Annotated in this window: 9 protein-coding genes; 4 read left to right on the forward strand and 5 right to left on the reverse strand. The window is 73.1% G+C overall.

The features are described 5' to 3' along the window. Positions 1-34 precede the first annotated feature (34 nt). From ACFPCY_RS13255 to ACFPCY_RS13265, 3 genes are read left to right on the forward strand one after another with little or no spacing between them, the layout of a single operon-like run. Positions 35-2,086 (forward strand): AMP-binding protein, encoded by a 2,052-nt coding sequence (locus tag ACFPCY_RS13255; RefSeq protein WP_378254776.1) that lies wholly within the window; start codon positions 35-37, stop codon positions 2,084-2,086. Continuing rightward, positions 2,087-8,035 (forward strand): aminotransferase class III-fold pyridoxal phosphate-dependent enzyme, encoded by a 5,949-nt coding sequence (locus ACFPCY_RS13260; RefSeq protein WP_378254778.1) that lies wholly within the window; start codon positions 2,087-2,089, stop codon positions 8,033-8,035. Continuing rightward, on the forward strand, positions 8,016-9,068 hold the full coding sequence (locus ACFPCY_RS13265; protein WP_378254780.1) for a methyltransferase: 1,053 nt from the start codon (positions 8,016-8,018) through the stop codon (positions 9,066-9,068). Before ACFPCY_RS13260 ends, ACFPCY_RS13265 begins: the two co-directional genes overlap by 20 nt. Before the next feature lie 127 nt (positions 9,069-9,195). Here the strand turns inward: ACFPCY_RS13265 and ACFPCY_RS13270 are convergent, their stop codons facing one another. From ACFPCY_RS13270 to ACFPCY_RS13285, 4 genes are all read right to left on the reverse strand, one after another. Then, a complete protein-coding gene (locus ACFPCY_RS13270; RefSeq protein WP_378254782.1) occupies positions 9,196-10,248 on the reverse strand; it encodes a YihY/virulence factor BrkB family protein in 1,053 nt (350 codons plus the stop codon). Positions 10,249-10,408: 160 nt separating this feature from the next. Then, positions 10,409-11,080, reverse strand: coding sequence for a DUF3618 domain-containing protein (locus tag ACFPCY_RS13275; protein ID WP_378254784.1), 672 nt, complete (start codon positions 11,078-11,080; stop codon positions 10,409-10,411). Beyond that, a complete protein-coding gene (locus ACFPCY_RS13280) occupies positions 11,077-11,448 on the reverse strand; it encodes a phage holin family protein (protein WP_378254786.1) in 372 nt (123 codons plus the stop codon). The genes ACFPCY_RS13275 and ACFPCY_RS13280 overlap by 4 nt, the downstream gene beginning before the upstream one ends. 724 nt (positions 11,449-12,172) lie before the next feature. Then, the gene (locus ACFPCY_RS13285; protein WP_378254788.1) at positions 12,173-12,913 is read right to left on the reverse strand and encodes an SDR family NAD(P)-dependent oxidoreductase; all 741 of its coding nucleotides are present in this window, start codon (positions 12,911-12,913) and stop codon (positions 12,173-12,175) included. Between the two features lie 90 nt (positions 12,914-13,003). On the opposite strand from ACFPCY_RS13285, the gene ACFPCY_RS13290 reads away from it, so the two are divergent. After that, positions 13,004-13,396 carry a MerR family transcriptional regulator gene (locus ACFPCY_RS13290; protein ID WP_378254790.1) on the forward strand — a complete coding sequence of 131 codons (393 nt, stop codon included), beginning with the start codon at positions 13,004-13,006 and terminating at the stop codon, positions 13,394-13,396. Here ACFPCY_RS13290 and ACFPCY_RS13295 read toward each other — a convergent pair. Next, a complete protein-coding gene (locus tag ACFPCY_RS13295; protein WP_378254792.1) occupies positions 13,308-14,753 on the reverse strand; it encodes an MFS transporter in 1,446 nt (481 codons plus the stop codon). The two genes, ACFPCY_RS13290 and ACFPCY_RS13295, sit on opposite strands and share 89 nt — an antisense overlap. Positions 14,754-14,765: the final 12 nt, after the last annotated feature.

Consider the following 14,765-nt stretch of genomic DNA (forward strand, 5'->3'; position numbering starts at 1 on the left):
CACCCCGCCAACGACCCGCATCGAGGAGACCGCCATGCCCGCCGCCGCCGACGACGTGTGGTCGGCCGTCGAACACCACGCCGCCGTCCGACCCGACCGGGTCGCGCTGACCGACCTGACCTACCCGGGAGGGTCCCGCGACGACGAGCCGCACCGCACCGACCTCACCTACCGGGAGGTCCGCGACCGGGCGCTCGGGTTCGCCGACCGGCTCGGCGCGCTCGTCCGCCCCGGTGACACAGTCCTGCTGCTGTACGCGAGCGGCCAGGAGTTCGTCACCGCGTTCCTCGGCTGCCTGCGCGCCGGGGTGATCGCCGTGCCCACGCCGCCGCCGGCCCGTCCCTACCACCGCACCGTCGAGCGGCTGAGCTCGATCGTCGCCGACGCCCGGGTGACGGCGGTGAGCGCGTCGTCCGAGGTCTCCGCCGGGGAGCTCTCGGCGTCGCTTCCCGCCCTGCGCGGCCTTCCCTGGCTGGACGGCACCACGGCCCCGGACGTTGCGGCCGGACCAGCGCGGTCGTCCGTCCCTGACGCTGCCCGGCCGGCGAAGCGCCAGGTCAGTCCGCCGGACGACGGCGTGGCCTACCTCCAGTACACGTCCGGCTCCACGGCGGAGCCGAAGGGCGTGGAGGTCACGCGGGCGAACCTGGCCCACCAGCTCGGCGCGCTCAGCGAGCGGACGGAACTGACCGCGGAGGACGTCGTGGTCGGCTGGCTGCCGGTCTTCCACGACATGGGCCTGATCTACACGGTGCTGATGCCGCTGGTCTCGGGCGCGCGGGCCGTCCACCTGTCGCCGGAGTCCTTCCTGCGGCGGCCCGGCCGGTGGCTCCGCGCGATCTCCGAGTACGGGGGGACGCACTCCATCGCGCCGAACTTCGCCTACGACCTGTGCGTGCGGAAGGTGCCGGAGGCGGAGCGGCGCGTCCTCGACCTCGGCTCGTGGCGGGCCGCGGGGAACGGGTCCGAGCCCGTCCAGCCGGCGACGATGGCCGAGTTCGCCGCCGCCTTCGCCCCGCACGGCCTCCGCGCCACCGCGCCGACGCCGGGTTACGGCCTGGCCGAAGCGACGCTCGCGGTCACCACCGTCGACATCGGCGCCCCGCCCGCGTGGCGCGACCACGCCGGACGCCCCGTGCCCTCCTGCGGACGTCCGCTGGACGGCTTCGACCTGCGGGTCGTCGATCCGGACACCGCCCGTCCGCTGCCGGACGGGACGGTGGGCGAGATCTGGCTCGCCGGAGCCAGCGTCGCGCGCGGCTACCACCGCAACCCCGCGGCCACCGAGGAGATCTTCGCCGCCCGGCTCGCCGGAGGTGCCGGAGCGAGCGGCGGGAAGGACGGCGGCGAGGACGGCGGCGAGGACGGTGGCGAGGACGGCGGCGACGGGCCGTTCCTGCGGACGGGCGACCTCGGCTTCGTCCGGGACGGCGAGCTCTACGTCACCGGACGCCGCAAGGACGTCATCATCCTGCGCGGACGCAACCACTACCCGAGCGACATCGAGCACGTCGCGGGCCGGGCCCACGCCGGACTGCGGCCGGGCTGCGGCGTCGCGTTCGCGACGGACGAGCAGGTCACGCTCGCCTACGAGGTTCGCGACACCGTCCCCGACGAGGACTTGCCGCAGGTCGTCGCGGCGATCCGCGGCGCCGTCACAGAGACGCTGGGAATCGCCTTGCACACCGTCGCGCTGCTACCGCCGGGCGCGGTGCCCAAGACCACCAGCGGCAAGCCGAGGCGGAGCGAATGCCGTCGGTTGCTGTCCGCCGGGGGCCTCGCGGCCTGCCGGACGGTGGACGTGCTCGGCGCGTCCCCCCGCGACGACCGGGCGGGCGTGTCCGCCAGGCATACCGTGACGCTGCTCAAGCCGACCGTGCGGCGGTTCGTGTCGGGGGTCCTCGGCATCCCGCCGGGCGGCATCGACGACGACACGCCGCTCGCGCACTACGGCCTCGACTCGGCGGGCACGCAGGAGCTCGTCGGCCTGTTCGAGGAGTTCCTCGGCGTCCCGCTGCCGTCGAGCCTGCTCTTCGACAACCCGACCGTCGCCCAGGTGGCCTCGGCGCTGACGGGACACGCCTAGATGGCCGCCGAAGTCGCCTCCGAGGCCGCCGGAGAGGTAACGGGCGGGGGTGCAGGAGAGGTCGCGGGCGGGGTCGCCGTCGTGGGGATGGCCTGCCGCTTCCCCGGCGGCATCCGGTCACCCGAGGACCTGTGGCGGACGCTCCTCGACGGCCGCGACGCCCTCGCCGACGCCACCCCGCACGGGCCGGCCGGCTCGGCTCGCTCAGCCGGCTCGCCCGGCGGGACGGCCCGGATCGGACGCCTCGACGACGTGGACCAGTTCGACGCCGCGTTCTTCGGCGTCTCCAACCGGGAGGCGACGCTCCTGGACCCGCAGCAGCGCATCCTGCTGGAGGTCGCCTGGGAGGCGCTCGAACGCGCCGGGATCCCGCCGTACGGCGGCGCGCTCGACCGGGGCGGCGTCTTCGTCGGCATCAGCGGCAGCGAGCACGGCCGCCTGCTGGGCCGCGACGGCGCCGCCCCGGACGGCTACCTCAGCACCGGGCAGGCCACGTCGATCGCCGCCAACCGGCTCTCCTACCACCTCGACATGCACGGGCCGAGCATGGCCGTGGACACCGCCTGCTCGTCCTCGCTGGTCGCCGTCCACCTGGCGCTGCGCGCGCTGCGCTCGGGGGAGTGCGACATCGCCCTCGCCGGGGGCGTCAACCTCGTCCTCGCGCCGGAGATCTCCGCGGCGCTGGACGCCTTCGGGATGCTGTCGCCGACCGGCCGCTGCCATTCCTTCGGCGCCGCCGCGGACGGGTACGTGCGCAGCGACGGCTGCGGCATCGTCGTGCTGAAGCCGCTGGAGCGCGCCCGCGCCGACGGCGACCCGATCCTGGCCGTCCTCCGGGGATCGGCGGTCACCCAGGACGGACGCAGCAACGGGCTGACCGCGCCCAACGGACCCGCGCAGGAGGCGGTGATCCGGCGCGCGCTCGCCGACGCCGGAACGCCCGCGTCGCGGATCGGCTACGTGGAGGCCCACGGAACCGGCACCCCGCTGGGCGACCCGATCGAGGTCGGCGCCCTGGCCCGCACCCTAGGCGCCGCCCGCACGGGAGGCGTGTGCGGAGTGGGCGCGATCAAGGCGACGATCGGGCACGCCGAGGCAGCGGCCGGAATCGCCGGATTGATCAAGCTCGTCCTGTGCGTCCGGAACGGCCGGCTGCCCGCCACGCTCCACGCCACACCGCCCAACCCCCGGCTGCCCCTCGTCCCCGGCCTGGACATCGTGACCGAGGCGCGGGACTGGCACGACCCGGACGGCCGGATCGGCGCGGTCAGCTCCTTCGGCTTCGGCGGCACGAATGCCAACGTCATCGTCGCCGAACATCGGGCGGAGGCCGTGCGCGCCGAGCCGGCGCGCGGGCGGGGTGGGGCGCGGTTGTTCCCCCTGTCCGCCAAGTCGCCCGAGGCGCTGCGCGAGCTGGCCGGACGGTACGCGAGCTGGCTCAGCGAGGGGACGGCCGCGCTCGACGACGTCTGCCATACGGCGGGGGAGCGGCGCAGCCACCACGAGCACCGCGCCGCTTTCGTCGTCCCGGACCGTGACGCGCTGCGCGCCGCGCTCGCCGCCTACGCCGCAGAACGTCCCATCCCGGAGGTTCACACCGCGCCACCGGACGCGCCCCGATGGCGCGACCCCGTCCTCGTCTTCGGCGGGCAGGGCCGGGAGTTCCCCGGCATGGGAGACGGCCTGCTCGCCGAACCGCTGTTCGCCGAGCACGCGGCACGCTGCGACGCCGCCTTCCGCGCACCTTTGGGCGTCTCCGTCCTGGCGCTGCTGCGCGGCGACGATCCGGACGAGGCGACCGCGCTCCTGCGCCGGACCGACATCGCGCAGGCCGCGCTGTTCACGTTGCAGACCGGGCTGGCGGCGCTGTGGCGCTCGTTCGGCGTCGTCCCGGCGGCCGTCGCCGGGCACAGCGCGGGCGAGGCCGCCGCCGCGCACGTCTCCGGCCTGCTGGGCTTCGACGACGCGGTCCGGCTGGTCGTCGCGCGCGGCGCCGCCATGCAGGCCGCGGCGGGCCGGGGGCGGATGGCCGTCGTCTCCGCGCCCGCGGACGACATCGTCCCGCACCTGCACGGGGACGTCGTGCTCGCGGTGGACAACGGGCCGCGATCGGTCGTCGTCTCCGGCGAGGCGGGCAAGGTGCGGCGCGTCGTGGACGAACTGGGCGAGGCCGGGTTCCCCTGCCGCATGCTGCCGGGCGACTTCGCCTTCCACAGCCCGCTGATGGACGACCCCGCACGGCGCCTGACCACGTCACTCAACGGCTCGCTCGGCGGGTTGCGTCCGGGGGCGCCGTCCAGCCCGATGTTCTCGTCCGTGACGGGCGAACTGCTGACTCCGGAGGCCGCCGTCACGGGCGCGTACTGGGGGAGGGGTGTGCGCGAGCGCGTGCGCTTCCGCTCGGCGATCGACGCGCTCGTGGAAGCCGGATTCACCTCGTTCCTGGAGATCGGGCCGCGGATCACGCACGCCTCCGACATCCTCGCGAGCGCGCGGGCGGCGGGCGGAACGGCCCAGGTGATGCCCGCTTTCAGCATGAAGCGCGGGGAGGCCGGAGACGTCCGTCCCGTGCTGGCCGACCTGTACGCGCGCGGCGCGCCGATCGACTGGAGCCGGGCGCAGCCGGGCGGCCGTCCGCTGCCCGGCGCGCCGGGCCACCCCTGGCAGCACCGAAGCTACTGGGCCCTACCGGTAAAGGACGTCATGGACGACGCTTGCACGACGGACATCAAGGACAGGCTCGCGGACCTCCTCGGCTGCCGCCCGTCCGACATCGCGGACGACCAGCGCTTTCTCGAACTCGGCGCGGACAGCATGATCCTGCTCCGGCTCGTCACCCACCTCAACGAGCGCTACGGAACCGACCTCCAGCCCAGCCAGCTCTTCGACGACCACCCCACCGTCGCCGCGCTGTCGAAAGTCCTGCAAGCCACCGGACGCCCGGCGCAGGCCTCCGCCCCCGCTCCCGTCTCCGCGCCGATCTCCGTGTCCGTCCCACCGTCGGACGGGTCGGCGGCGCCGAAGGAACCGGTGGCCGGGACACCGGCTTTCGAGGGCGTCGTCGCGGCCCAGCTCGACATCATGCGCGAGCAACTCCGCCTGCTCGGCGGAACACCACCACCACCGCCACCGCCCGCGCCCTCGCGTTCTGCCCCCGAGGTGTCTCCGACCGGAACCTCCGTCCCGACGACACGGCCATCACCCTCGTCCCGCCCGAGCGCGCCGACCACAGCGTCCCGACCGGCCCCGGTTTCCCGGCCGGCCGCGGTTTCCCGACCGGCCGCGGTTTCCCGACCGGCTCCGGTTTCCCGGTCGGCCGCGGCTTCCCGGCCGGCCGAGGCGTCCGCGCTGACCGAGCCGCAGCGCGGGCTGATCGCGGCGCTGGCGTCCGACCTGGCCGGACGCAGCCCGGCGTCCAAGCGCCTGGCCGGACGGTACCGCTCCCGGCTGGCGGAGAGCCGTCCGTGGGCGACCTTCCGCCCGCCGCTCAAGGAGCTGAACGTGCCGCTCACCGTCGAGCGCGCGGCGGGCTCGCGGCTCTGGGACGCCGACGGCGTGGAGTACACCGACTACTGCCTCGGCTTCGGCGTGCACCTGTTCGGGCACGGTCCGGACTTCGTCACCCGCGCCGTCCGGCGGCAGCTCGACCGGACCTTCTCCATCGGGTTCCAGGTCGAGACGTCCTACCGGGTCGCGGAGCAGCTGTGCGAGCTCACCGGCCACGACCGGGCGACGTTCTGCAACACCGGGTCCGAGGCCGTGGCGGGCGCGATCCGGCTGGCGCGGCTGGCCACCGGGCGCCCGAAGATCGTCTACTTCACGCGCTCCTACCACGGCATCACCGACGCGGTGCTCGGCATGATGGGCGACCGTCCCGGCGACGTCCTGCCGGGCGCCGCCGGGCTGTCCGCGGGCGCGCTGGAGGACGTGATCGTCCTGCCGTACGACGCGCCGAGGTCGCTGGAGCTGGTCGCCGAGCACGCCGACCGGATCGCGGCCGTGCTCGTCGAGCCCGTCCAGAACCGCGATCCCGGACGGCGCCCCGGCGCGTTCCTCGCCGACCTGCGGGAGCTGACCCGCCGGCACGGCATCGTCCTGGTCTTCGACGAGATGATCACGGGGTTCCGGATCGGCCCGCGCGGCGCGCAGGGGCACTTCGGGATCACCCCCGACCTCACCACCTACGGCAAGATCCTCGGCGGCGGGCTGCCCGTCGCCGCGATCGCGGGCCGGGCCGCGCTGCTCGACGGCATGGACGGCGGCCCGTGGGCCTACGGCGACGACAGCGCCCCCGACGCGCCGACGACACTGTTCGGCGGGACGTTCCAGAAGCACCCGCTGGCGATGGTCGCCGCCCAGGCCGTCCTCACGCACGTCCAGGAGCGGGGCGAGGCCCTCTACACCGACCTCAACGCCCGCGCCGATCGGACCGTGACCGCGCTCCGCGAACTCGTCGAGCGAGCCGGTCTGCCGTACACGATCGCGTCCTTCGGTTCGATGTGGCGCTTCCAGTACGCGGGCGCCGCCGACCTCTACCAGCCGCTTCCCCTGGAGATGCTCTACCACTGCATGCTGGCCGAGCGGCTGTACGTGTGGGAGGGCCGGACGTTCTTCCTGTCGACCGCCCACACCGACGCCGACGCCGAGCGGCTCGTCTCCGTCGTCGGCTCCAGCCTCGATCGACTGGCGCGCGCCGGCTTCGGCCCTAAGTCCGCCGCGTCCGGGGGCCGCGCCGCTGGGCATATCTCGACGGAAGGGCGAGCCGAACTGGTCGCCTCGCCCAGGCAGCGGCGGTTGCGTGAGCGATGCCTTCGCCTGGGCGACGACGCGTCAAGCGCCTACAACGAGTCCGTCCTCGTTGAACTTAGAGGCTCACTCGACCAGGACGGGCTGCGCAGAGCCCTCGACGCACTCCGAGCACGGCATCCGGCGCTCCGGTCGTCCTTCACCTCTGAAGGCGCCGCCCTCCGTGTCGCGCCCCCGAGCCCGACCAGGCTGCCCGTCGTCAACCTGTCCGAAATCCCTCCGGCGGACCGTGCCGCACGCCACGCCGAGGCGCTCCGGCAGCACACCCACGCCCCCTTCGACCTGGACGCGGGCCCGCTCTTCCGCGCCGCGCTGCTCAGGCAGGACGCCGACCACCACACCCTCGTCCTGTCCGGGCACCACACCGTCGTGGACGGTCGCTCGCTGGCCGTCATCCTGGACGACCTGGCCCACGCCTACTCCCACCTGGCACGCGGCTCGGAGCCCGACCTGCCCGAACTGCTCCCTCCGCCGTCCGACGAGCCGGACGCGCCCGACGAGTACTGGCACACCCGGCTCGCGTCCGTCCCCGCTCCCGCCCCTCACGAAGCGGACGCCCCCGCCGAACGGCACATCCGCCGGATCACTCCGGACCGCTGGGAGCAGCTGACCCGCCGAGCGGCGGCGTCCAACTCCACGCCGTTCATGCTGATGTTCTTCGCCTTCGCCCACGCCCTGCACGAGACGACGGCCCATCCGGACCTCGTCGTCGCCACGTCCGTGGACCGGCGTCCCGAGCCGACCGCCCGCCACGTCGGCTGCCACGTCGACGTCCTGCCCTTCGCCAGCCGCCACGTCCCCGGCGAAAACTTCGCCGCCTACCTGGCCCGGAACCGCGCCGCGCTCCTCGACGACTTCGAGCACATGCGCCGTCCACCCGAAGCCCACGACCTGGCGCGGATCCTGTTCGACCTGAACCCGCCCCTGGAAGCGGGGGAATGGGCCGGTCTGTCGGCGCGCCTGGCCCCGCCGCCGCCCGGTCCGGCGCGCCACGACCTGTTCTTCGACGTCATACCCACCGATGGCGGCGCGCTGGTCGACGCGACCTACCGCGCCCCGTTCACCGCCGCGTCGGTGGGCGACCTCTACAACCGCTGGACGACCCTTCTCGATGGTGACGACGATGCCGCGCTGGACTCCTGACGCCAGGGTGGACGGTCTCGGCGAACTGCTGCGGGACGCCGGATTCACCGCCGAGACCGCCGCCCGCTCGCTTCACGCGGCGACTCCGGCGGACCTGCTGACCAACTCCGCGCTCTACGCCGCCACCTCACCGGACGACCTGACCGGAACACTTCCCGGAATCCTGGCCCACCTCTTCATCTGCAACGCCGCACTTCCTTCAGCCACCTACGAGAAGTCCGTCCCAGCAAGCCTTCGGGAAGCTTTCGAGGCCCTCCACCTGCTCGTCAGAGAACGGGACAGTGTCCGTTCTCTGGTCTCCCTCTCGCCTTTCGACTCGATGTACTTCCTGTCGGATCCCCTCTTCCGGACGGCCAACGGCGCGATCACGATGACCACGCGCCGCGACCTGGTCATGCCGCCCCACGCGTCCAGCCTCTTGCTGCTCGAAAACGTCGCCGCCATGAAAGGCCGCCTTCTCGACATCGGCTGCGGGTCGGGTTTCCTCGCCCTGTCCCTGGCCGACCGCTACGACTCGGTCATAGGCGTGGACATCAACCCGCGCGCGGTCGCCTACTCGCGCGCCAACGCCGTCCTCAACGGACGCGCCGCCACCTTCACGCTCGGCGATCTCGCCACCGACCTGCGCGTCCACCCGCCTGCCGACCACGTCATCTTCAACAGCCCGACCGGCCCGACCCACCGTGACGACGACCGGGAACCCGGCTGGATGGCCGCACCGACCGCGCTCACCACCCTGGTCGAACGCCTACCGTCCGTCCTGGCCGGCGGAGGCTCGGCCCAGATCCTCCTCATCGCCGAACTGCCCCGAGAAGGCCCGGCCCTGCCGCTACCGTCCGGCTATGCCGCGACCCACATCCGAGCCTTTCCCGAATCGCAACTGGCCGTCCCCGAAAACTCCGTCACCAGCGGCCGCATCGACCCCGGATGCCTTCTGGTTCGCGATTCCGCCGATGCCCGCCGCCTGATGGCACACCTGCACGCCAATGCCATCCGAGCCGTCCACCCCGTCCTCCTGACCCTGTCCAACTAAGCCTCAGGACTTTCGCGCGACAGGCCGATCGGCCGACCCGCCCGGCCAGGCTCGTTCACGTGTGGTTGCGGTTCGAAGAGCCTGGCCGGGCGCCGGGCGCCGGGCGCCGGGACGTCCGCGGCCGTGGTCAGCGCCGGTGCCGTTCCGCAGGCTCGGCCCGCCTCACCGGCTCGGCGGCCTCCGCGCCACGCTCTGCCCGCTCCGGACGCTCTGCCCGCTCTGCCCGCTCCGGACGCTCTGCACGTTCCGCGGGCTCGGCGGCGTTCAGGGCGTCGCGTTCGGCCTGGTCGAAGGTGCGGGTGTCGCGGGGCTCGACGTAGGGCTCCTGCGTTTCGGGCGTGCCGGTGGCGATGGCGCGACCGCGTTCGAGTTCGGCGTTCAGCTCGGCGCCCAGCAGGATCGCCGTGTTGGTGATCCACAGCCAGACCAGGAAGATGATGACCGCGGCGAGGCTGCCGTAGGTCTTGTTGTAGGAGCTGAAGTTGGACGCGTAGAACGCGAACACCGCCGAGGCCAGCAGCCACATCACCAGTGCCAGGACGCTGCCGGGGGTGACCCACCGGAACCCCTGCTTGGCGTTGGGGGAGGCCCAGTACAGCAGCGCGAACAGGAAGCTGACCACCACCAGCAGCACCGGCCATTTGACGATGTCCCACGTGGTGACCGCGGCCGATCCGAGACCGATCATGTCCCCGGCCTTGCGGGCCAGCGGACCGGAGATCACCACGGCCAGCACCGACGCCGACAGCAGGACCAGCGTCACCACGGTGACGGCCAGCCGCAGCGGCAGTGTCTTCCAGATCGGCCGTCCCTCGGGGACGGCGTAGACGGCGTTGCTGGCGCGCATGAACGCCCCCACGTACCCGGACGCCGACCACAGCGCGGCGGCGAGACCCGCCAGGGCGGCCACGCTCGCGCCGCCGCGACCGCGCTGCAACTGGGTGAGGGCGTCGGTGAGGACCTGCTTCACCGAGCCGGGCGCCATGGCCCCGACGTTGGTGATCAGGTCCTGGGACACCGACTTGCCCGCCAGTCCGATCACCGACACCACGACGAGCATGGCCGGGAAGATGGACAGCACGCTGTAGTAGGTGAGCGCGGCGGCCCAGTCGCCCAGGTTGTCGTTCTTGTACTCGCCGGCGGTGCGTTTGACCGCGCCCCACCACGACCTCGGCGCCATCTCGGTCGGACCGTCCGGTACATCGGACCTCTTCGTGCCCGCGGTCCCGGCCGCCGCGCCGTCCGGAGTCCGGGCCGCGCGAGCGTCTTCGCCATGAGGACCGTTCGGGGGATTCTTCTTGCCGCGTTCGCTCATCACGATCTTCCGCTCGCTCCCTCCGTCACATCACCACGACCTGATCGCGGCGGGCGCGGCGCGCCGCGCGGCGGCGGCGCCTCCACCCCCACACCGTCAGGACCGCGGTGGCCGCGACCGCCCCTTGGGCGCGCGGCTTGAAGTCGGGCGAGGCCATCCCCTTGCGGGCGTTGTCGGCCGCCGACCGAGCGGCCGAGGCCGCGGTCGAGACGGCGTCGGACGAGGCGGCCCTCTCCCGGATCTGCGATCCGGTCTGCTGCGCGGCGGCGGTGAGCCTCTCCCGGCGCGTCTGCGGACGGACGGCCCGCCGGCGACGCCAGACCCACACCGCCAGCCCGCCCGCGACGGCGGCGGCCACGACGACCGCGCCGCCGCGCCGCGCCGCGGGCCGGCCCTGCGTCTCGCTCGCGGTCTGCCGGGCCCGCTCGGTGATCCGGCGGGTCTTGTCCTGGACCTGCCGTCCCGCCTGCTCGGCCTTGTCGCGCGCGGCCTGAGCGGTGTCGTGCGCCGACGCGACCGCCTTCTCCCGAACCTGCTCGGCCGTCTCCTTGGCCTTGGTCTTGACGTCGGTCTTGGCGGCCAGCGCCTCGACCGTCTCGCCCAGCCTCTCGCGCTGGTGCTCGACCTGCTCGCGCAGCTCCTCCGGGTCGCCGGTCTCGTGCGTCCTGTTCTCGGCGCCGGACGGGTCGGTGGTCATCGGTGTGCCCTCTCCTTGATCTCGGTGATGTCCTGGCGGGTGGACTTGATCGCCTGTTCGGGCATCGGCGGCTCCGCCTGCCCGACCTGGGAGCGGCCCAGCAGCCCCAGCACCGCCGCGGCGATCAGCAGCACCGCCCCGACGATCAGGGCCGACGCCCACACGGGCAGCACCAGCGCCAGGGCCGCGATCACCGCGGCCAGCAGCGCCCCCACCCCGTACAGCGCCATGAGCCCGGACCCACCGAACAGGCCCGCTCCGAGCCCGGCGTGACGTCCCTTCTGCTTCATCTCCGCAACCGCCAGGCGCATCTCCGCCCGGACCAGCTCCGGAATCTGCTCGGTGGCCTGCTTGACCAGCTCACCCACCGATGGCTCCGAACCCGACGACCGTGCCGTGCTCATAACCCGTCACCTCCCCCTAGTCCACCATCCGGCCGGGTCGTGCCGGACTTCCGCCATCCGTTCCCCCCAGCAACGCGCTAAACAGCCCCCGTGCCCCGGACTCACCCGGCCGCGGCGACGCGGCGTTCCTCGTCCGTCCGGTCTCCGGCCGCGCGCCCGCTCCCGGCGAGCACCCGAACCTCCCGCTTCAGCGGCACCACGGTCCCGCCAGAGGACGGCCGTTCAGCACGAGTCCCGTCGCCGACCGGCTCCGCGGCCGGATCGGCGCGGGATTCAGGCAGAAGAACCGTCTCCAGCCAGTGCATGGCGACGAGTAGGACGAGACCTGCGGGCGGGATGATGATCGCGGCGTAAATGGCTCTGCCTCCCCTGTGCGGACGGGCACCGGAACGAGTTCGAAGGCCCGGAGGGCGTTGTTGGGCTACCGCTGAACGAGCCGCCCAAACCTCCCCGTCCGTCCGTTTCATCACCCGTGACCTGCCCCAAGCCCCGTCCCCCCAGGCCGAGCCGGCAGCTGAAGACCCCCCAAAATCGACCCGACCCACGTCCCCCGCCGCCACCACGCCGTCCCGCCCCCAAGCGACCGTCGCGCGCCGCCTGTATGGCGTCTCGCAGACGCTGGCACCGTGCTGAACCCGATCGGGAGTCCCGGCCGCCCGTGGGTGCGGGCGGACGGGACCGGCCGCGGTCAGGCGGTGTAGCCGCCGTCCACGGCGAGAGCGGTGCCGGTGACGTAACGGCCGCCGGGGCCTGCCAGGTAGGCCACCGCGGCGGCGATGTCGTCGGCCTCGCCGTAGCGTCCCAAGGCGGTGAGGGAGCGCTGGAAGTCGGCGGTCTCGCCGTCGGCGGGGTTCATGTCGGTGTCGATCGGGCCCGGATCCACGATCGTGGCGGTGATCCCGCGCGGTCCCAGCTCCCGGGCGAGCCCCTTGGTCAGCCCGACGAGCGCGGTCTTGGCCATCGCCTGCAGGACGAAGTTCGCACCGGGGACGCGACCGTTGAAGCACGACCCGATGCTGATGATCCGTCCGCCGTCGCCCATGTGCCGGACGGCGGCCTGGGCGGCCAGGAACACCGACCGGACGTCCACGGCCAGCACGCGGTCCAGTTCCTCCGCCGAAACCTCCGCCAGCGGGCCGTAGGCGAGGAAGCCCGCGTTGTTCACCAGGATGTCGAGGCGTCCGAGCTCGTCCACCGTCTGCTCCACCGCCTGCGCCGCGTCCTGCGGCCGGGTCAGGTCGGCCCGGATGACCGCGGCCCTGCCGCCGCCCGCCTCGATCCGCTCGGCGACCTCACGCGCTCGGTCCTCGGCCTGGACGTAGGTCAGCGCGACCGCCGCCCCCGCGTCGGCCAGCCGTCGTGCCACCGCCGCGCCGATCCCGCGACCGCCACCGGTCACCAGCGCCACCTTGCCGGTCAACTCACCCATCGCTGTTCCCCTCCCGAGGATGCGTTCGTCGTGCCGACACGGTAGAAGTTGACATTGACGTCAGGTTCAAGTCCTCGTGCGAGGTGCGGAATGCGGATCGGCGAGTTGGCCCGGCGCAGCGGAGTGAGCGAGCGCTCCCTGCGCTACTACGAGAGCCGGGGTTTGCTCCACGCGGAGCGCACCCCCGGCGGCCACCGGGACTACGGCGAATGGGCGATCGACCGCGTCATACGCATCCAGACGCTCTACGCCGCGGGCCTCAACAGCAAGAAGATCGCGCAACTGCTGCCCTGCATCCGGGACGCCGACGGCCGCCCGAACGAGACCGCCACCCCGAAACTGGTCGCCGAACTCACCGGCGAACGCGACCGCATCACCCGCATGATCACCGACCTCACCCGCTCCCGCGAAATCCTCGACGAAGTGATCGACACAGCTTCCCCCGACCGGCCCCCGTCCCCGCCCCAGATGGTGATCTCCTGATCGCAGGCGCCGAACCAGTCATGCCGCGATCGGCGGACCGGGCCGTAGCCGCACTTGTCGAAGTCTGCTGCCGGGTTCTGATGGCGAGTGAAGACGCGGCCGCGAGGAGGCAGAGGACCGCGGAGCCGTACCAGGCGATCGTGTAGGCGCCCAGATAGTCCCTGATGACGCCGCCCGCTGCGGCCGCTGCGGCCCCGCCCAGCTGGTGCGCCGTCCACATCCATCCGAAGACGATGGCGGCGTCGGCTCCGAAGTGGTCCTGGCAGAGCCGGATCATCGGCGGGACGGTGGCGATCCAGTCGAGGCCGTAGAAGACGGTGAAGACCAGCAGGCTCGGTGTGGGGCTGTCGCTGAAGAGACTGGGCAGGAAGAACAGCGAGATCCCGCGCAGGGTGTAGAAGGCGCCCAGCAGCACTCGCGAATCGACGCGGTCAGTCAGGAAACCCGAGAGGGTCGTTCCCACGATGTCGAACACCCCGGCCAGAGCGAGCAGGCCGGCCGCGGTGGTGCCCGGCATGCCGTGGTCTCCCGCGGCGGGGACGAAGTGCGTCTGGATCATCCCCGCCGTGGTCACACCGCAGATGGCGAACCCGCCGGCCAGCAGCCAGAAGGTGCTCGTGCGCGCAGCCTGGGCCAGCGCGCGAAGCGCGCCGCTCGGCTCGGCCCCGAGCTCGTCGGCGGTCATCGCCGACAGCTCGTCCGAGGAGAGATCGTCGGCGCCATAGGGACGCAGGCCGAGCTCTCGTGGATCGTCCCGGATCAGCCATAGGGCCAGGGGAGCGGTGGCCAGGGCCGCCGCCGCGACGACCAGCGACGCCGCCCGCCAACCGGTCGCCTCGACCAGCCAGGCGAGGAGGGGAAGGAAGACCAGTTGCCCGGCCGTGCCGCCGGCGGTCAGCACGCCGGTCACCAGGCCGCGGCGCCGGTGGAACCAGCGCTGGGTGAGCGTGGTGACGAACGCCACCGCGAGCGCGCCGCTGCCGAGCCCGACCAGCAGTCCCCAGTAGACCGTGAGTTGCCAGGCCGAGGCGGCCCGGGCCGGCAGGCCGCTGCCGACGGCGATCAAGGCGAGCGAGGCCGCGACCGTCCGTCCGATGCCGTACCTCATCATCAGGGCGGCGGCGAAGGGGGCGGTCAGCGCGAAGATCACCAGATTGACCGAGACCGCGAAGGAGATCTCGCTGTGCGACCAGCCCTCGTGGTCGTGCATCGGGTCCATGGTCACTCCGGGGAGCGCCCGGAACCCCGAGGAGGAGATCAGTACCAGCAGGGAGACGCCCGCCACGGCCCAGGCCCAGTGCGGCCGCCGCCGCCCGGAGGGGGCGGCGCTCTTGTCGTCCCGAGTAACCGAGGTCATGTGCAGGAGTCT

Origin of the sequence: Actinomadura gamaensis (genome assembly GCF_042652125.1) — a bacterium.
In the GTDB taxonomy this organism is placed as follows: Bacteria; Actinomycetota; Actinomycetes; order Streptosporangiales; family Streptosporangiaceae; genus Spirillospora; species Spirillospora gamaensis.